General features: G+C 64.8%; 15 protein-coding genes. 2 read left to right on the top strand and 13 right to left on the bottom strand.

Annotated features, from left to right (window positions below; genetic code table 11):
• Positions 1-7 precede the first annotated feature (7 nt).
• From P9A16_RS26525 to P9A16_RS26480, 10 genes are all read right to left on the bottom strand, one after another.
• Complete coding sequence (locus P9A16_RS26525) at positions 8-415, bottom strand: response regulator (RefSeq protein WP_023513104.1); 408 nt, start codon at positions 413-415, stop codon at positions 8-10.
• Complete coding sequence (locus P9A16_RS26520) at positions 399-2,264, bottom strand: ATP-binding protein (RefSeq protein WP_023513105.1); 1,866 nt, start codon at positions 2,262-2,264, stop codon at positions 399-401. Before P9A16_RS26520 ends, P9A16_RS26525 begins: the two co-directional genes overlap by 17 nt.
• Positions 2,265-2,391: 127 nt before the next feature.
• Positions 2,392-2,784: a Fe-S cluster assembly scaffold SufA gene (sufA, locus tag P9A16_RS26515; RefSeq protein ID WP_023513106.1), complete on the bottom strand. Its 393-nt coding sequence runs from the start codon at positions 2,782-2,784 to the stop codon at positions 2,392-2,394.
• 130 nt (positions 2,785-2,914) lie between these two features.
• Positions 2,915-3,295, bottom strand: a complete 381-nt coding sequence (locus P9A16_RS26510) for an SUF system Fe-S cluster assembly protein (RefSeq protein ID WP_023513107.1) — start codon at positions 3,293-3,295, stop codon at positions 2,915-2,917.
• 11 nt (positions 3,296-3,306) lie between these two features.
• Positions 3,307-4,545 carry a cysteine desulfurase gene (locus tag P9A16_RS26505; protein ID WP_023513108.1) on the bottom strand — a complete coding sequence of 413 codons (1,239 nt, stop codon included), beginning with the start codon at positions 4,543-4,545 and terminating at the stop codon, positions 3,307-3,309.
• Positions 4,546-4,669: 124 nt separating this feature from the next.
• Positions 4,670-5,944: a Fe-S cluster assembly protein SufD gene (gene sufD / locus P9A16_RS26500; protein WP_023513109.1), complete on the bottom strand. Its 1,275-nt coding sequence runs from the start codon at positions 5,942-5,944 to the stop codon at positions 4,670-4,672.
• Positions 5,945-5,967: 23 nt separating this feature from the next.
• Positions 5,968-6,723 carry a Fe-S cluster assembly ATPase SufC gene (gene sufC / locus P9A16_RS26495; RefSeq protein ID WP_023513110.1) on the bottom strand — a complete coding sequence of 252 codons (756 nt, stop codon included), beginning with the start codon at positions 6,721-6,723 and terminating at the stop codon, positions 5,968-5,970.
• Between the two features lie 48 nt (positions 6,724-6,771).
• Positions 6,772-6,933 carry a hypothetical protein gene (locus tag P9A16_RS26490; RefSeq protein ID WP_023513111.1) on the bottom strand — a complete coding sequence of 54 codons (162 nt, stop codon included), beginning with the start codon at positions 6,931-6,933 and terminating at the stop codon, positions 6,772-6,774.
• A 115-nt stretch (positions 6,934-7,048) separates the two neighbouring features.
• Entirely contained in the window at positions 7,049-8,518 is a 1,470-nt protein-coding gene (gene sufB / locus P9A16_RS26485) for a Fe-S cluster assembly protein SufB (protein WP_023513112.1), read from the bottom strand.
• A 139-nt stretch (positions 8,519-8,657) separates the two neighbouring features.
• Positions 8,658-9,815, bottom strand: a complete 1,158-nt coding sequence (locus tag P9A16_RS26480; RefSeq protein WP_024271051.1) for a cysteine desulfurase family protein — start codon at positions 9,813-9,815, stop codon at positions 8,658-8,660.
• Positions 9,816-10,028: 213 nt separating this feature from the next.
• On the opposite strand from P9A16_RS26480, the gene P9A16_RS26475 reads away from it, so the two are divergent.
• Positions 10,029-10,706 (top strand): alpha/beta hydrolase, encoded by a 678-nt coding sequence (locus tag P9A16_RS26475; protein ID WP_023516508.1) that lies wholly within the window; start codon positions 10,029-10,031, stop codon positions 10,704-10,706.
• 73 nt (positions 10,707-10,779) lie between these two features.
• Here P9A16_RS26475 and P9A16_RS26470 read toward each other — a convergent pair whose 3' ends face one another.
• Both P9A16_RS26470 and P9A16_RS26465 read right to left on the bottom strand, forming a co-directional pair.
• Positions 10,780-11,901, bottom strand: a complete 1,122-nt coding sequence (locus P9A16_RS26470; RefSeq protein WP_245290413.1) for a GGDEF domain-containing protein — start codon at positions 11,899-11,901, stop codon at positions 10,780-10,782.
• Positions 11,902-12,050: 149 nt separating this feature from the next.
• Entirely contained in the window at positions 12,051-13,184 is a 1,134-nt protein-coding gene (locus P9A16_RS26465; RefSeq protein ID WP_023516510.1) for an anhydro-N-acetylmuramic acid kinase, read from the bottom strand.
• A gap of 128 nt (positions 13,185-13,312) precedes the next feature.
• Here P9A16_RS26465 and tyrS point away from each other — a divergent pair, with 128 nt between their 5' ends.
• A complete protein-coding gene (tyrS, locus tag P9A16_RS26460; RefSeq protein ID WP_023516511.1) occupies positions 13,313-14,566 on the top strand; it encodes a tyrosine--tRNA ligase in 1,254 nt (417 codons plus the stop codon).
• Positions 14,567-14,614: 48 nt separating this feature from the next.
• On the opposite strand, the gene P9A16_RS26455 is transcribed toward tyrS, so the two are convergent.
• Positions 14,615-18,001 (bottom strand): YhdP family protein, encoded by a 3,387-nt coding sequence (locus P9A16_RS26455; RefSeq protein ID WP_023516512.1) that lies wholly within the window; start codon positions 17,999-18,001, stop codon positions 14,615-14,617.
• Positions 18,002-18,024 lie beyond the last annotated feature (23 nt).

Below are 18,024 nucleotides of genomic sequence, written 5' to 3'. Positions count from 1 at the left end.
CGAGCCCTTACGGGGAGACTGCAACGTCCACCCAGAAGCGGGTAAAGCCTTCTGCAAAATCACGGTAGCCGCTCAGCGTGGAAGGCTTGACCGCATAGGCATTGGCACCGTTTTCATAGGCGCGGTTGACGTCGGTGGCGCTGGACGACGAGGACAACATGATGACGGGCGTCACCGCCGTGCGGGCGCGTCCGCGCAGCCGCTTGAGCAGCTCCATGCCGCTGGTGCCGGGCATGTTGATGTCGAGAAGGATATAATCGAAGGCCTCGCGGTCAAGCCGGTCGCTCGCCAGTTCCGCATCGGCGACATGGGTGATTTCGAGCGCACTGCCGGTATCGCTGAAGGCACGCATGACGAAGCGCACGTCCACCGGGTCGTCGTCCACGACGATCAGCTTTCTAGCCGAGCCTCCCACGATCGTTCCCCTTTGACTTTATGGGTTGCGGAAACGTCACGACGAAGCGTGCCCCCGGACCATACTGCGTGTCAAGCGCTATCACACCGTTGTGGCTCTCGACGATCCGGCGCGCCAGGGCAAGTCCGACGCCGGTGCCCTGATACACCGTCTCATCGCGGTGAAGGCGCTGGAACACCTCGAATATCCGCCCGACATGCTGCGGATCGATGCCGATACCGTCATCCTCGACGACGAATTCAGTGCCGTCAGCCCCCTCGCGGCAATAGACCCGCACGACGGGCGCCTCGCCCGGCCGGCGATATTTCAGCGCATTGCCGATGAGGTTTTGCGCCAGCCGCTTCAAGAGCTCGGGATCGCCCATCACCTCGGGCATCGGTGCGGTCTCGACATGTCCATCGGCCTCCCGCACATGGCTTTCCAGGAGCGCCAACGCCTCACGCACCACGTCGGAGAGCGAAACGGGCTTCGGCGCCGAGATCCGGTAGGCGATCTGCGAATATTCCAGCAGGCTGTCGATGATCCGGCGCATGCGCGCGGCACTCTTGCGGACGTGGTCGGCATAGTGCGGCAATTCGGTCATGTCGCCGCGATGCAGGTCTTCCGAGATCATCTCGGCAAACATGGACAGATGGCGCAGCGGCGCCTTCAGGTCATGCGAGACGGTGGCGGTGAACTGGTCCAGCGCCTCGTTCTTGCGGCGCAGCTCGTTCGTCTGGGCCTCCACCTGCTGCTGCTGGCGCTTGGCCTCGGTAATGTCGCGGCCGACGCAGACAATCTCGCAGGCGCCGTCCTCGTCGAAGATCGCGACGGTCGTCCACAGAAGCCATGTCTCCTGCCCGCCGCGCCCCTCCATGCAGACTTCCAGCGTCTTCATCGGCTCGGCGCGCGTGTAGCTGCCGATGTCCATCAGCACCGCCGTATGCTCCGGCGCGCAGGACACGTCCGGCAGGTACCGCCCGATCAGCTCGTCCGTCGTCGAGCCGACGAAATGGGCGTATTTGTCGTTCGCAAAACGGATCGTCAGGTTCCGGTCGAAACGCAGGATCATGTCGGGCAGGATCTGCAGCAGCGAAAGATATTCGCGGCGTTTCGCCTCCAGCGCCGCTTCGGTGCGCTTCAGCTCCGATATGTCGACACGCAGCGCGACGATGTCGCCGGTCTCCGACACATGGCTCTCACCGCGAATCCACCGGTCCTTGCCGAACTCGAAGATGGCGCCGCCGCTGCCGGTGTTGCGATGGCTTTCGAGACGCTCGCGCACCATCGCCTCGGCCTCCGGCGTGCCCTCGCGAATGCCGGGAAACATGCCGACGCGGATGTTGGCACGCGCGATGCTTTCCAGCGTCACGCCGACACGCACGGCATCACGGGCAAGGCCGCAACGCTCCTTGTAGGAACGGTTGAACAGGACGAGGCGCTCCTCCCGGTCGAAGATCGCAAAACCCTCCGTCATGGTGTCGAGCGCCGCGGCGATGCGCTGGCCAAGCAGGATCTGCTCGCCATGGCTGCCCCCGCTCAAAAGACTGCGCAGGAGAAGCGCATAGGACGGGCCGGCTGCCTCATCCGGCAGCGCGATCACATGGGCTGACGCTTCGAAGATGTTGCCGTTGTCGTGGCGAAAACCGAGGGCATGGGTGTTTTCACGGCCAGCCGCGGCCTGGCCGGCAAGAAGCGCCGCCGCGACCTCCCCGGCGAGAACAACCGTGCCCGCAGGCCGCCTGTCGTCGCGATTCCAGCCGAATGTGCGGGCGGCCGCGTCGTTGTGGGAGACGAGGCGCGCCTCGGCGTCGACGATGACCACAGGAAAGGGCAGGTTCTGGTACAGTGTCGCGGTAAAGCCGTCCATCGCTCGCGCCCCTCCCGCTGGCAATCACGCCGGCACCGGATTCGCGCGCCGCGCGTGGGAGACTAGGCAAAACTGCCGGAGAAGAAAAGCCGCAAGGATTGGCAGTCCGCGCCGGCCTGCCGGCAGTTCAGCCCGCCCGTACGGTCGGCTGGCCGGAAGCGGCAAGGACCGCAAGATCGGCAGGCTTCAGCTCGACCGATTCGCCGCAGCCGCAGGCCGACGTCTGGTTCGGGTTGTGGAAGGTGAAGCCGGAGCGCAGCGTCGTCACCTCGAAATCCATCTGCGTGCCGAGAAGGTAGAGCACCGCCTCCGGCGCAACCCAGACCTTTGCACCATTGTGCTCGATCAGGTCGTCCTTGGCATTGGGTTCGGTGACGAGGTCGATGGCATATTCCATGCCGGCGCAACCGCCCTTCTTGATGCCGACGCGAATGCCCTTGGCATCGCTGCCGGCATTGTCGACGATCGCCTTGACGCGGTCTGCCGCCGCATCGGTGAGTGTCATCACTGCAAAGGCCATGGGCCGTTTCTCCTTCGCCGACCGGGTTCAAGGCCCGGCGGTCTGTGATTCCGAATCTAGTGACGACGGGTTAACGGATCAAGTCACGGAAAGCACAAGTGCCTTGCCCTATCCGGCTGCGTTGCCGAAATCAGTACCAGCCGACGGCGACCTGCGCCTCTTCCGACATGCGGTCCGGCGTCCATGGCGGATCGAAGGTCATCTTGACCTCGACGCCGGATACGCCTTCGACCGCACTGACCGCATTCTCGACCCAGCCCGGCATCTCGCCGGCCACGGGGCAACCGGGTGCCGTCAGGGTCATGTCGATCTTGACCATGCGGTCGTCTTCGATGTCGATCTTGTAGATCAGGCCGAGCTCGAAGATATCGGCCGGGATTTCCGGATCGTAGACCGTCTTCAGCGCGGAGATGATGTCGTCGGAAAGGCGCGCCAGTTCGTCGTCCGGGATCGCCGAATGGACGATACCGTCGCGGACGTCGATCTTGTCTTCCGTTGCGTCGAGGGACATGGGCCTACTCCTCAGGCGAAAAACTTGCGGGCATGGTCGAGCGCGTCGGCCAGGACATCGACTTCGGCACGCGTGTTGTAGAGGCCGAACGATGCCCGGCATGTGGAGGTGACGCCGAAGCGTTTCAAGAGCGGCTGGGCGCAATGGGTGCCGGCGCGCACCGCCACCCCTGCCCGGTCGATGACCATCGAGACGTCATGGGCGTGGATGCCTTCCAGCTCGAAGGAGAAGATCGAGCCCTTGCCCGGTGCCGTTCCGAAGATTTTCAGCGAGTTGATCGACGACAGCCGCTCATGGGCATAGTCGCGCAGCTCCGCCTCGTGGGTGGCGATCGCCGCGCGGCCGATCTTTTCCATGTAGTCGAGCGCATAGCCGAGACCGATCGCCTGCACGATCGGCGGCGTGCCCGCCTCGAAGCGGTGCGGCGGGTCGTTGTAGGTGACGATGTCCTCGGTGACGTCGACGATCATCTCGCCGCCGCCCTGGAAGGGGCGCATCTCTCTAAGGCGATCCATCTTGCCATAGAGCACGCCGATGCCGGAGGGGCCGTAGAGCTTGTGGCCGGTCATCACGTACCAGTCGCAATCGATGTCGCGCACGTCGACCGGCATATGCACGGCGCCCTGCGAACCATCGACCAGCACCGGAATGTCGCGTTCACGGGCGATGCGGCAGATTTCCTTGACGGGCACGATGGTGCCGAGCGCATTCGACATATGCGTGATGGCGATGAGCTTGGTGCGCTCCGTCAGGCACTTTTCGAACTCTTCGATGTGGAAGGCACCCGCATCGTCCACCGGGGCCCAGACGAGCTTCGCGCCCTGCCGCTCGCGGATGAAATGCCACGGCACGATGTTGGAATGATGCTCCATGATCGACAGAACGATCTCGTCGCCCGCGCCGATCTTGGGCATGCCGTAGCCGTAGGCGACGGTGTTGATCGCCTCGGTCGAGGATTTGGTGAAGATGATCTCGTCGACCGAGGAGGCGTTGAGGAAACGGCGCACCTTTTCGCGTGCCGCCTCGTAGGCATCGGTGGCGGCATTCGACAGGAAGTGCAGGCCACGATGCACGTTGGCATATTCGTTGGAATAGGCGTGGGCAATCGCGTCGATCACCGACTGCGGCTTCTGCGCCGACGCGCCGTTGTCGAGATAGACCAGCGGCTTGCCGTAGACCGTCTTCGACAGGATCGGGAAATCCTTGCGGATCGCCTCGACGTCATAGGCCAGTGCAGGGGCGTGTTCCATCTCGTTCGTCCTATGTCAGGCGTGCCCTGGAGCGTTCCCGTTCCTTCGAACCGCGAGCGCCCCTTTTCTTGTTTGCGCAACCCCGGGCCGACCGTCCTGCGGTCCAGCCCGGGATAGCGCCTGATCAGGCGTGCTTGTCGAGCCAGTCGGCGATGACGCCTTCCAGCGCCTCGACCAGCGGCTCGTCTTCCAGCTCCTCGACGATCTCGGCGACGAAGGCGTTGACCAGCATGGCGCGCGCCTTGTTTTCCGGGATGCCACGGGCCATCAGGTAGAAGAGCTGCGTGTGGTCGATGTCGATCACGGTCGCACCGTGGCCGCACTGCACGTCGTCGGCGAAGATTTCGAGCTCCGGCTTGGCCGAGAAATCCGCTTCGTCCGAAAGCAGCAGCGTGTTGCACGACATCTTGGCGTCGGTCTTCTGGGCATCCGGCGCAACGCGGATCTGGCCCTGGAAGACGCCGCGCGCGCGATCGAAGATCACGTTGCGGATCACTTCCGTCGAGGTCGTGTTCGGCACATCGTGACCGACCGTGAAGGTCACGTCGTTGTGCGTCTCGCCGCCGAGCAGGTTGATGCCGCGCAGGATGAGGTCGGAGCCTTCGCCCGCCACCACGACATGGATTTCCTGCCGCACGAGCTTACCGCCGGCATTGATCACGTAAAGGCGGAGCTTTGCGTCCGTGCCGAGCGTGATGCGGATCTGGCCGAGATGGGTGTCCGCTGCACCCTGCCCCTGCAAAATAACCCAGGTGATATCGGCACCGTCGGCAAGCGACAGGTCGCTGACCGTCGTGACGAAGGCCGCGGTGTCGCCGACCGCCGCATGGCGCTCGATGACGGTCGCCTTGGTATTCGCGCCGAAGCTGACCGGGAAGCGCGTATGGGCCTGGCCCGCATTCTGGACCGTCTGGATTTCGAGCGGTGCTGCCAGCTCGGTGCCCGCGGGGAAATCGAGCACGAAACCGTCCCGAACGAAAGCGCCGTTGATACGGCCGATCGCGTCGTCGCGGTCACGGGCAGCAAGGCCGGCCGCGGCCGTGCCGTCGGCCAGCGCATCGGCAAAGGTGCGCAGCGTCACGCCCTCGACCGAGCCGCGGGCCTCCGCAAGGCCGTTGACGACGGACAGCACCGTCGCCCCCTCGACCAGCGGCCCGATCCGCGCGGCGGAGGCTGCGGGATCGAAGGCCGGAACGGCGCGCAGCAGCGCCTTGAGGTCCGTATAGTGCCAGGCCTCGATGCGGCGCGTCGGAAGGCCGGCATCCTTGAAGTCGCTGATGAGGACGTCGCGGGCAGCGAGCACGGCACCGTCACCCGGCAGTTCGCCGAGCGCGTGGTCGTAGGCTTCGCAAAGCGCCGTCTCGGCGACGGAGAGCTTCATGCCTGTCTGCATGTTCATGAGATCACTCCTTCGCCAAGCCGTCAGGCGGCGGCGCCGATGATGTCGGCGTAACCGTTTGCTTCCAGCTCGTGCGCCAGCGTCTTGTCGCCGGACTTGATGACCTGGCCCTTGTAGAGAACGTGCACCGTATCGGGCACGATGTAGTCGAGCAGGCGCTGGTAGTGCGTGATGACGATGACGGCGCGGTCGGGCGAGCGAAGCGCGTTGACGCCGTCGGCGACGATCTTCAGCGCGTCGATGTCGAGGCCGCTGTCGGTCTCGTCGAGGACGCACAGCTTCGGCTCGAGCAGCGACATCTGCAGGATTTCAGCGCGCTTCTTCTCACCGCCGGAAAAGCCGACATTGAGCGGACGGCGCAGCATTTCCGGGGCGATCTTCAGCTCGGCGGCAGCTTCCTTGACGCGACGCATGAAGTCCGGCGTCGTCAGTTCCGCCTCGCCGCGCGCCTTGCGCTGTTCGTTCATCGCAACCTTCAGGAACTGCATGGTGGCAACGCCGGGGATTTCGACCGGGTACTGGAAGGCGAGGAAGATGCCCTTGGCGGCGCGCTCGGCCGGGTCGAGTTCCAGAATGCTCTCGCCGTTGTAAAGGATGTCGCCGTCGGTGACTTCGTAGTCCTCGCGGCCGGAGAGGATGTAGGAGAGCGTCGACTTGCCCGAGCCGTTCGGGCCCATGATGGCGGCGACTTCGCCGGCCTTCACGGTGAGATTCAGGCCGCGGATGATCTCGGTGCCGTCTTCGGCGATGCGGGCGTGCAGATTCTTGATTTCAAGCATGGTTTCTCGGTCCTGCGTTCGGAGCGGTCAAACGCTCCCGTCTTGGTTTCAGAAGCCGAGGAAGAAGTGGACCAACGGGAGCATCGCGGCGGACAACCCGCCAAGGCCGAGCCCCAAAACCGTGCGTATCGCCACGTTCCGAACGTTGGGCGCATACGCTGCCAGTCCACCGCATACCACGGCGTAATACGTCAGATTGACCGGATCCATGTCGTGTCTCCCGATGAGAACCGCATCCCGCTAATATAACGGATCACACGGAAACTTCATCGAAGGACCTGTCCGGTCCCCCCGGCGGAAGCCGCCGGGACATTCCTTCACCCGATCAGCCGACCGAGCCTTCCAGCGAGATGCCGATCAGCTTCTGCGCCTCGACGGCGAACTCCATCGGCAGTTCCTGGATGACTTCCTTGACGAAGCCGTTGACGATCAGCGCGATCGCCGCCTCGGTCGGGATGCCGCGCTGGAGGCAGTAGAACAGCTGGTCTTCCGAGATCTTCGAGGTGGTCGCCTCGTGCTCGAAATGGGCCGTCGCGTTCTTCGCCTCGATATAGGGCACGGTGTGCGCACCGCACTTGTCGCCGATCAGCAGCGAGTCGCACTGGGTGAAGTTGCGCGCGTTCTCCGCCTTGCGGTGGGCCGAGACCTGGCCGCGATAGGTGTTGTTGGAGAAGCCCGCGGAAATGCCCTTGGAGACGATGCGGCTCGACGTGTTTTTGCCGAGATGGATCATCTTGGTGCCGCTGTCGATCTGCTGGTGGCCGTTCGAGACGGCGATCGAATAGAACTCGCCGCGCGAACCATCGCCGCGCAGGATGCAGGACGGGTACTTCCAGGTGATGGCGGAGCCGGTCTCGACCTGCGTCCACGAGATCTTGGAGTTCTTGCCCCGGCAATCGCCGCGCTTCGTCACGAAGTTGTAGATGCCGCCCTTGCCTTCCTTGTCGCCCGGATACCAGTTCTGGACGGTGGAATACTTGATCTCGGCATCGTCGAGCGCGACCAGCTCGACGACGGCAGCGTGAAGCTGGTTCTCGTCGCGCTGGGGCGCGGTGCAGCCTTCGAGATAGGAGACGTAGGCGCCCTCTTCCGCGATGATCAGCGTGCGCTCGAACTGGCCGGTGTTCTTCTCGTTGATGCGGAAGTAGGTCGACAGCTCCATCGGGCACCGAACGCCCTTCGGCACGAACACGAAAGAGCCGTCGGTAAAGACCGCGGAGTTCAGCGTCGCGTAGAAATTGTCGGTCGTCGGCACAACGGTGCCGAGATACTTCTTCACAAGCTCGGGATGCTCGCGGATGGCTTCCGAGATCGACATGAAGATCACGCCGGCCTTCTTCAGCTCTTCCTTGAAGGTGGTGACGACGGAGACCGAATCGAACACGGCGTCGACGGCGATCTTCGACGTCTGCACGCCGGCAAGGATTTCCTGCTCGCGCAGGGGAATACCGAGCTTCTCGTACATCTTCAGAAGCTCGGGATCGACCTCGTCGATCGACTTCGGGCCGGTCTGGTTCTTCGGCGCGGCATAGTAGTAGAGATCGTTGAAGTCGATCTTCGGATAGTCGACGCGCGCCCAGGTGGGCTCTTCAAGCGTCAGCCAGCGGCGATAGGCGTCGAGGCGCCATTCGAGCATCCAGTCGGGCTCGCTCTTCTTGGCCGAGATGAAACGGATGATGTCCTCGGAAAGCCCCTTCGGAGCCTTCTCCACCTCGATGTTCGTCTCGAAGCCGTATTTGTACTGGTCGACGTCAATCTGACGGACCTGATCGATCGTTTCCTGCACCGCAGGCATATCGTTCTCCAATCTCGCCGGATCCAAGGTCCGGCAGTTTGTCAACGTCTGGCGGGGCCTCCCGCCGCTTATGTAAGCGCCAAAGGCGGTTTTTCCCACCTTTTGGCAAGCGAAAACTTGCGTTCCCGCAAGATTCCCGTCAGGCCGCCCGTCGCCGCGCCATGACGCGCGAAAAGGCAGCCAGAAAACGCGCGACATCCGCCTCTGTCGAGGCCGGACCGAGCGACACGCGAAGCCCGCCGAGCGCCGTGTCGAATCCCATGGCGGTCAGAACGTGGCTCTGCCCGACCTTGCCCGAGGAGCAGGCCGAGCCGGCCGAAAGCGCGATACCCTCGAGATCGAAGGCGATCTGCCCGGTCTCCGATTTCAGGCCGGGCAGGCTGAAGAACGAGGTGTTGGCGATGCGCTCGACGTCCGCACCATGGATGACGACGTCGTTCGCCGCCGCCCGCATGCCGCTCTCCAGTGCGTCGCGCAGCGCGCCGATCCGTGCGTTGCGCCCGGCAAGATCCGCCACCGCCGCGCGGGCGGCTGCGGCAAAGCCGGCAAGCGCCGCCGGGTTCTCCGTGCCGGAGCGATGGCCTTTTTCCTGGCCACCGCCGCGGATCAGCGGTGCGGGCATCAGAACCTCGCCGCGCGAGATCAGCGCGCCGGCGCCCTTCGGGCCGCCCAGCTTGTGCGAGGAGACGATGAGGAAATCGGCGTCGAGTGCCGCAATGTCGATGGACACGCGGCCGGCGGCCTGCACCGCGTCGACGACGAGAAGACCACCGTGACGGTGCACGACCTCGGCGACGCTCTTTACGGGCTGCACGATGCCCGTCTCGTTGTTGGCGAGCATGACCGCCACCATCGGCAGGCCCTTCGCCTTGTCATGGCCCGCAAGAAGCGTTGTCAGGGCCTCGAGATCGACGAGGCCGGCGCGGGTGACGGGGATCGTCGTCACGGCATCGCGCGCAAAACGCCCGCCCTCGCGGATCGCCGGATGCTCGATCTCGGAAACATAGAGACGGCCGATGGCAAGCGGCGTGCGGCCCATGCGGTAGTCGGGCGTCAGGGCGAGGTTCGCCGCCTCGGTGGCGCCGCTCGTGAAGATCACATGGGCCGGCGCCGCATTGAGCAGCGCGGCGACGTCGCGGCGCGCGGCCTCCACCAGCATGCGCAGCGCCCGGCCCTCGCCATGCACGGACGACGGGTTGCCGACGCTGTCGAGCGCAGCAAGAACGGCCTCGCGCGCCGCCGGCAGCAGGGGTGCCGTGGCGTTCCAGTCCAGATAAGTGCGCTCCGTCTTCGTCATTTCTCACCCATGCGCGCACGATACATTCGATACGGCGTGCATTTTCCTTGAATTTTCCGTCGGGCTTGCCTTATGACACCAAGCTCACGGCGTCCCGTGGGCGCCTATACAGTTTCGAATGGTTCTAAACTAGGTTCTAAAAAAGCTGACTGGTTTCGTCAAGACTTCAGTTGACAAGAATCCGTTCCAGAACGCGAACTTGCCGGAGTAAGAATGCCCGAAATCATCTTCAACGGACCCGCCGGTCGCCTTGAGGGCCGTTACCAGCCGTCCAAGCAGAAGAACGCCCCGATCGCCATCGTGCTGCATCCGCACCCGCAGTTCGGCGGCACGATGAACAACCAGATCGTCTACCAGCTGTTCTACATGTTCCAGAAGCGCGGTTTCACGACGCTGCGCTTCAATTTCCGTGGCATCGGCCGCAGCCAGGGCGAATTCGACCACGGCGCAGGCGAATTGTCGGATGCGGCCTCCGCACTCGACTGGGTGCAGAGCCTGCATCCCGATTCGAAGAGCTGCTGGGTCGCCGGCTATTCCTTCGGCGCCTGGATCGGCATGCAGCTGCTGATGCGCCGCCCGGAGATCGAGGGCTTCATGTCCATCGCCCCGCAGCCGAACATCTACGACTTCTCGTTCCTCGCCCCCTGCCCGTCGTCGGGTCTCATCATCAACGGTGATTCCGACAAGGTGGCACCGGAGAAGGACGTCAACGGCCTCGTCGAGAAGCTGAAGACGCAGAAGGGCATCCTGATCACGCACCGCACGGTGCCGGGCGCCAACCACTTCTTCAACGGCCAGACGGAAACGCTGATGGCCGAGTGCGAAGACTACCTCGACCGCCGCCTTGCCGGCGAACTGACCCCGGAGCCGGCCGCCAAGCGCATTCGCTGACCGGCGGAGAGAGACAAAGGAAAAAGCCCGGCGACATCTCGCCGGGCTTTTTCTTTGCCATATGTTCGCCTGATCAATTCGCGCGCTTGACGACCTCGAGCACCACAGCGGGCGGCTCCGCCTGGCGCACGCAGTCACGTCCGGCGTTCTTGGCGGCATAGAGCGCGTCGTCCGCCCGGCGCATAGCAAACCGCAGCGGCTCGCCGCGCGTCACCTCGGCAACGCCGAAGCTGGCGGTGATGCGCACGGCCGGCGGCAGGCCGGGAATGGGCGCGACGGCGCGGGTTGCGCGCAGGGTCTGCGCGAAAAGCAGCGTCGCCTCCTTGCCGGTGTTCGGCAGGAAGAGCGCGAATTCCTCGCCGCCGATGCGCGCGACCAGCGCGCCCACCGGCGCCGCGACACGCAGTGCCTCGCCGAAGGCGCGGATGGCGTTGTCGCCGCCCTGGTGGCCATGGGTGTCGTTGACCGACTTGAAGTGATCGATATCGCACAGGATGAGGCCATGCGGACCCGCGCCCGCAAGCAGCGCATCGATGCGGTTGTCGAAACCACGGCGGTTGAGGAGACCGGAGAGCGGATCGACCTCCGCATTGCCCTTCTCCTCCGCGACGATCTCCAGCACGAGCACACAGAGCAGCATCAGGCCGACGGTGACGATCAGCACTGCGCCCATGCTCTGCGAGACGAGCGCAAACTGGCTGGCGAGATAGTCCTTTGCCGTGTTGCCTGCCCCGGCGAGCACGGCGGCATAGGCCTTTGCCAGGAAATGCACGCTGGTCAGCGCAAGAAGCACGATGAGCGCCCGGTCGACGAAGCTTGCCGGGCGGGCGCGCCAGACCGCGAAGGCGCTCATCCCGAGCGCCACCGCGAAGGGGGTCTGGTAAGGCAACGCATGGGCGAGCGTACCGCGCGGCAGGTCGTAGATGACATAATCGAGCGCGACGAAGGCGACGAAGATGGCGGCAAGGACCCAGCGGTTCGTACGGAGGCCGTAGAGATGGCCGACACCGATGCGCAGCATCAGCATGCCGCCGAGCATGGCGGCAAAGGCAAGGATCGCCCAGAGCCTTGCCGGCGTCGCATAGGCGACGAGGAATTCGAAAAGGGTGGAAAGCGAGGCGACGGCATAGGTGCCGGCAAACCAGCGGGCTGCGACGCGATTGCGGCTCCGGGCGGACACCGCGAGGAAAAACATGCAGAAACACTGCGCGATGAGAAAGTTCACCGCCAGCAGGAAGCCCGCGCCACTCATTGGCCACCTTACGCAAGACAAAAAGGCCGCTCCGTGCAAAAGCGCCCCGGAGCGATCCGAACGAATCCTAGAAGGCGCCCGCGAAGAAAGCGTTAATCGCCGGTTGCGTGTTTCTGGAGTACGCCGCCGGAAACAGGCGTCTTCACGCCCGTCGTGCCTGGGAAGGTGAGCGGCAGGCCACGCAGCGAGCGGACGGCAAGATAGGCCCAGGCCTCCGCCTCCATGCTGTCGCCGTCGAGATCGACCGCCTCGGCCGTCACCACCTCAGCCGCTTCCGTCTCGGCAAGCGCCGCCAGATCCCCCATGATCACCCGGTTGAGCCGGCCGCCGCCACACACGACATAAAGTTTCGGCCTCTCCGGCAGGTGGCGGGCGGAGCGCAGGATGGCGGCGGCGGTGACATGGGCGAGCGTGCGCGCACCGTCCTCAAGACTTGCGTCCGGCCCCTCGGGCGGGCGGAAATCGTTGCGGTCGAGCGAGCGGCGCACCGGATCGGTGAAGAAGGCATGGTTGAGATAACGCTCCGCAAGGCCGGGATCGACGCGGCCCTCAGAGGCGATCATGCCGCCCTGGTCGTAGGGAATGCCGGCATGGGCCTCGACCCACTGGTCGATCAGCGTGTTGCCGGGACCGCTGTCAAAGGCGACGATCGCCCCGCCGGCGCCGATGAAGGTGATGTTGGAGATACCGCCGATATTGACGAAGACGACCGCCTTGCCGGTGGCGCCGGAAAGGCCGGCGGCGAGCGCGGCGTGATAGGCGGGAATGAGCGGCGCCCCCTGCCCGCCATGCACCATATCGTTCGCCCGCATGTCATAGACCACATCGATGCCGGTTTCACGGGCGAGCAGCCCGCCGTCGCCAAGCTGCACCGTCAGGCCGGCATTCGGCCGGTGCAGCACGGTCTGGCCATGGAAGCCGATGACGTCGATGTCGGATGCCGTCAGGCCGTTCCCATCCAGGAAGGCGCGCACGGCCTCGGCGTGGCGCAACGTCAGCTCCCGTTCGATCTCGGCGAGCTCGCCCGGCCGCTGGCTGCGAACGTCGATCGCCTTGGCGGCCTCCAGCGCGCCCTGCAGACGGCGGCGGAAGGCGGCGTCGTAGGGTCGCGCGAGACAGGGGCCGCGCTCGACGACGGCCTCGCCGTCCGTGCGCAGCAGCGCGACATCGATGCCGTCGAGGCTCGTGCCACTCATCAGACCGATCGCCGTTTGCAGTCCCGTCATGCATCCGCTCCAGAATCACTTTTGAAGTGATTATGCGGCGAAACAGTGCTAAACGCCCGGCGGTCCGCCGGAAAATTATCTCCGGCCGCCCCATCCCGCCCAAAGCATTCCGGCAAGAGAGACAGGCCATGTCCGAATTCAAATCCGATTTCCTCCGCACGCTGAAAGAGCGCGGTTTCATCCATCAGATCTCCGATGAAACCGGCCTCGACGATCTTCTCGCCAAGGAAACCGTGACGGCCTATATCGGCTTTGATCCGACCGCGCCGAGCCTGCATGCCGGCGGCCTCATCCAGATCATGCTGCTGCACTGGTTCCAGAAGACCGGCCACCGGCCGATCTCGCTGATGGGCGGCGGCACCGGCATGGTCGGCGACCCGTCCTTCAAGGATGAGGCACGCCAGCTGATGACGCCGGAGACGATCGACGGCAACATCGCCAGCATCAAGAAGGTCTTTTCGAGCTATCTCGCCTATGGCGAAGGCCCGAAGGATGCGCTGATGATCAACAATGCCGACTGGCTGCTCGGCATCAACTACCTCGAGTTCCTGCGCGACGTCGGCCGCCATTTCTCGGTCAACCGCATGCTGTCCTTCGACAGCGTGAAGATGCGGCTTGAGCGCGAGCAGTCGCTGTCCTTCCTCGAATTCAACTACATGATCCTCCAGGCCTACGACTTCGTCGAGCTCAACAAGCGCTACGACGTGCGCCTGCAGATGGGCGGCTCGGACCAGTGGGGCAACATCATCAACGGCATCGACCTCGGCCACCGCATGGGCACGCCGCAGCTCTACGCCATGACCTCGCCGCTTCTGACGACCGCGTCGGGCGCCAAGATGGGCAAATCGCTCTCCGGTGCCGTCTGGCTGAACCCGGACATGCTGTCGGCCTATGATTTCTGGCAGTACTGGCGCAACACAGAGGATGCGGACGTCTCGCGCTTCCTGAAGCTCTACACGACGCTGCCGATGGACGAAATCGCCCGGCTTTCCGCGCTCGGCGGCGCCGAGATCAACGAGGTGAAGAAGATCCTCGCCACCGAGGTGACGGCGATGCTGCACGGCCGCGAGGCGGCCGAACAGGCCGCCGAGACCGCCCGCAAGACGTTCGAGGAAGGCGCGATCGCCGAAAACCTGCCGTCGATCGACGTTTCCACCGGTGAGCTCGAAGCCGGTATCGGCCTCCTCAGCCTCGTCGTCAAGGCCGGCCTTGCCGCCTCGAACGGCGAAGCCCGCCGCCACGTGCAGGGCGGCGCGGTGCGCATCAACGACACCGCGGTTTCCGACGAGCGCCGCGTCATCGGCACCGCGGACGTTTCCGCCGATGGCGTCATCAAGCTGTCGCTGGGCAAGAAGAAGCACATCCTCGTCCGCCCGGCCTGAGAGCGGGCAAACGAAACCGAGATCAAGGCCGCCTCCGGGCGGCCTTTTTCATTGGAATTCGAAAATGTTGCGGAAGACGCCGGGGGCGATGATCGACAGCGGGTTGATCGTCAGCTTCGGCTTGTCGAAGGGGCCGGAGAGCTTGAAGGTGATGCCGATCAGGCCACGATCGTTGCCGTTGCCGAGGATGATGCCGATCAGCGGCAGCTCGGCGAACAGCCGGTTGAGGCCATAGGCCGGCATGAAGGTGCCGGTCATGTCCGTCCGGCCGTTGGCATCGCGCACCGTGCCCTGGAAGGTGGCGCCGACGGTTTCGCCGCGCACCACGCCGTTTTCGAGGCTTAGCGCACCGCCACCGGTGCGCACCTGGGCAAAGCCGCGGGAGAATTTCACGGCGCTGACGTCGATCTCGCGGCGCACCGCATCGTTGAGGCTGCGCCCGCTTTCTCCGGCCGGCGTCGAGACCAGCGAGCGCAGCCGCTCCTCGCCGACAAGCGCGAAGTTTCTGACATCGACGGATCCGCGCCAGATGCTGCCCGCCGTCTCGCGCAGGCGGACATTCAGGAGGCCGCCGCGCATGTGGCCATAGATATCGGCAAAGCGCGCGACGGCACCGGCATCGCCGCTGGTGAGCTGAATGGCATCCGAGGCGCCATTGCTGGCAAGCTGCGCCACGACCGGCGCACCGCTCTTCGTCACCGCCGAAAGATCCACGCCGGAAATGCGGCTGCCTGCCGTGCTGTAGCGGAAGCTGACATTGGAGAGCGTTTCGCCATTGAAGCCGACAGCCCGCGCGAGATCGGCCCGGATGGTAACGCTCTGTTTTTCGCCGCCACCGCCGGTCGGGTTCTTGAGACGCGCCAGCACGGCGCGCACATCGGCCGCCTCGCCGTCTGCCACGATCGTATAGCCGGACTTTCCGCGCTCCACCTTCACGCGAAAGCGGTCGTCCGCCGAAAGCCGGACGGTGGAGAAGTTTGCCGCATCGAGCCGCGCACCCCGGAAGGTGAGATTGCCCGCCACGCTGAAACCGTCGCCGGCAAAGCGGAAATCGGAGACGCGGGTGACGCCCTCCTTCTTGTCGGCCGTCAACGTGATCTTGCCGCCGATGCCCGCGCCCTTGGTCCAGCCGATCCATGGAATGGAGACCGCGGCCGCACCGACATCCGCCTCCGCCGCCATAGGACCGTCACCATCCTGTTCCAGCCGCACCCCGACCGGGCCTTCCACCACGTCGTCGAGGCCCGGCAGCAGCTTGCGACGGTCCCTGTTGTCGAGCGTGCCCGACAGCACCGTCTTGCGCTTGAAGCTCGCCGCCTTGCCCACGGGCTCGACCAGTTCGATGTCGAGCGTCACGCCGTCGATATCCCCCTTGGCCTTGAGGTCGGCCTTCTGCGGATCGATGGCGAGGAGGCCGCGCAGGCCGGTGACAGCGCGCCCTGCAATCGGCTTGGCCACGTCGACATTGTCGAGCGTCAGGGCGGCCGTCCACTGCGGCGGCGGCGGATTGTGGGCGGAGATGACGCCGAAATGCGCCTTCACCTTCGCCTTCACCTGGCCGCTGAAATCGTCGGGCGCAAAGCCCGTCGCCGGCAGGGCGCGGATTGGCCGGTAGGTCACAAGTTCGGCAATCGCGTCGGCATTGCCGGCGACATCGATGTCCATGTCCGCCATCAGCGGCTTGGTATAATTGTCCGGCAGCACGAAGGTGCCGCCGGTCAGCGCGACGGAACGGCCGGACGGGAAGTAGGCTGTACCGCCGTTGATTGTGATCTCCGTGCGCGGGCCACGGAGGCGGAATTTTCCCGACGTGTCGCGCAGCGGCGGGATTTCGCCGGCGACATTCATGCGCGCACCCTCGATGTCGAAGTCGATCTTCAGCTCCTCGGGGCCGAGATGCATCGGCACGCCCGGCAGACGCTCGCGGCCTTCGGCAAGATAGAATTCGATCCGGCCGTTGGTGACCGTGCCGCCGAAAATGTTCTTGATCACCCAGCTGCGCGCCGTCTTGGCCATCCAGAACGGCCAGAACTGCTTGACGGCCGCCGATTCCAGCTCGCTGGCGATCATGACGAAGCTGACCTCCGGCTCCCGGTCGCCGAACCGCATGGCGAGCGAGCCGGCAACATTGCCTTTCTCGCTGGAGACGGCCATTTCCTCGAACAGCAGGTTCTTCGTCTTCGGGAGATAGTAGCCGTTGACCTTGGCATCGAAATGGATCGGCGCCTCGCTGGAATCGACGGGACGGCTTACCGCATTGCTGAAGACGAGGTCGATGGCAAAGCCCTTGTCCGGCCGGTCGGAGACCCGATCAAGGTCGATCAGTCCGCCGGTGAACGGAAACCGCGACTGGCCGACGCCGGCATCCTGCGAGGCGAGCTCGATCGACCCCTTGTCGAAATTGTAGCCGACCTTGAGCGTGGACGGGCGCAGCTCCGCGGCAACGCCATCGCCGTAGACCGAGCCTGCGGCAAGCGCGACGTCGAGGCCGAGCACCGGCTTCGTATTGTCGGTCTCACGCACCGCATGGACCGAGACGTCCGCCGACGTGTCGACCCCAGCATGCACATTGCCGTTGACGTCGTTGCCGAGCAGGAATTTTCCGAGCGCCACGTTGCGGATCGAGCCGTCCAGCGTGCGCACCGATCCCGCGCCGCCCGAGGCGGTCAGGTCGATCTCCCCCTCGGCCCCGTCCATCGTGAAATGCCCGTCGATCGACATGGTGCCGTCGTCATCGCGGGTGAACTGCAGGCTGGCGATGGCCAGCGTCACCGGCTTGCCGCCCGGCCCCTGGAAGGTCGCGCCGAGGTCGGAAATCTTGACGGTCTCCATGCCGTTCGTGTCGATGAGGCGGCTGACGCCGTCGAGGCGTTCGAAGGTCGTTTCGAGATAGTCCGGCACGTCGGAAATGCGCAGCGCCGCCAGGTCGAGCGGCTTGCTCTTGGGCAGAAGCGCGGCATTGAACATCGCCCCGTCCACGTCGAGCCGCGAGACGGCGATACGGCCTGAGGCAAGCCCGAGCGGATCGAGCACGATGCCGATCGATTCGGTCGTCGCCAGTTCCTTGCCGGATTCGATCTCGACGATGCGGACATTCTCCGCCTTCAGCGCAAAGCCGCTGAACCCGGCAAGCCGCAGCACGGTGTGGTCGACAGAGACACGGTACCGCGCGCCGAGCGCCTGGTTGAGCGCGGCGACGGCGCGTGCATTCAGCGTGTTGTCGAAAAGACCGGTCTCCACCAGGCCGATGATGACGGCGCCGAGAAACAGGACGAGCGCGATCGTTGCGGCAACGATACGGCAGGCGATACCGGTGCGGCTCGCCTCGACCGCGTGCAGGACGATGGGCTCGTGCGCCTGCGCGGACGGCAGTTCGTGCAGCGGAACGATGTCCTTCCTGCGGAACACGACCTTCTCGTCGCGGAGTTCTGCCATCGCGCGCTGGTTTCCTTTGCCCT

This window comes from Shinella sp. 838 (assembly GCF_029623935.1).
Lineage (GTDB): Bacteria > Pseudomonadota > Alphaproteobacteria > Rhizobiales > Rhizobiaceae > Shinella.
This window is presented reverse-complemented; position numbering and strand designations above follow the sequence as displayed.

Bases quoted from the DNA above. Each gene is read 5' to 3' on its own strand.
- P9A16_RS26470 (WP_245290413.1), bottom strand. From the start codon at position 11,901: ATGTTTTTCCTCGCGGTGTCCGCCCGGAGCCGCAATCGCGTCGCAGCC.
- P9A16_RS26465 (WP_023516510.1), bottom strand. From the start codon at position 13,184: ATGACGGGACTGCAAACGGCGATCGGTCTGATGAGTGGCACGAGCCTC.
- sufA (WP_023513106.1), bottom strand. From the start codon at position 2,784: ATGGCCTTTGCAGTGATGACACTCACCGATGCGGCGGCAGACCGCGTC.
- P9A16_RS26480 (WP_024271051.1), bottom strand. From the start codon at position 9,815: ATGACGAAGACGGAGCGCACTTATCTGGACTGGAACGCCACGGCACCC.
- sufC (WP_023513110.1), bottom strand. From the start codon at position 6,723: ATGCTTGAAATCAAGAATCTGCACGCCCGCATCGCCGAAGACGGCACC.
- P9A16_RS26490 (WP_023513111.1), bottom strand. From the start codon at position 6,933: ATGGATCCGGTCAATCTGACGTATTACGCCGTGGTATGCGGTGGACTG.
- P9A16_RS26475 (WP_023516508.1), top strand. From the start codon at position 10,029: ATGCCCGAAATCATCTTCAACGGACCCGCCGGTCGCCTTGAGGGCCGT.
- P9A16_RS26510 (WP_023513107.1), bottom strand. From the start codon at position 3,295: ATGTCCCTCGACGCAACGGAAGACAAGATCGACGTCCGCGACGGTATC.
- P9A16_RS26520 (WP_023513105.1), bottom strand. From the start codon at position 2,264: ATGGACGGCTTTACCGCGACACTGTACCAGAACCTGCCCTTTCCTGTG.
- sufD (WP_023513109.1), bottom strand. From the start codon at position 5,944: ATGAACATGCAGACAGGCATGAAGCTCTCCGTCGCCGAGACGGCGCTT.
- tyrS (WP_023516511.1), top strand. From the start codon at position 13,313: ATGTCCGAATTCAAATCCGATTTCCTCCGCACGCTGAAAGAGCGCGGT.
- P9A16_RS26455 (WP_023516512.1), bottom strand. From the start codon at position 18,001: ATGGCAGAACTCCGCGACGAGAAGGTCGTGTTCCGCAGGAAGGACATC.
- sufB (WP_023513112.1), bottom strand. From the start codon at position 8,518: ATGCCTGCGGTGCAGGAAACGATCGATCAGGTCCGTCAGATTGACGTC.
- P9A16_RS26505 (WP_023513108.1), bottom strand. From the start codon at position 4,545: ATGGAACACGCCCCTGCACTGGCCTATGACGTCGAGGCGATCCGCAAG.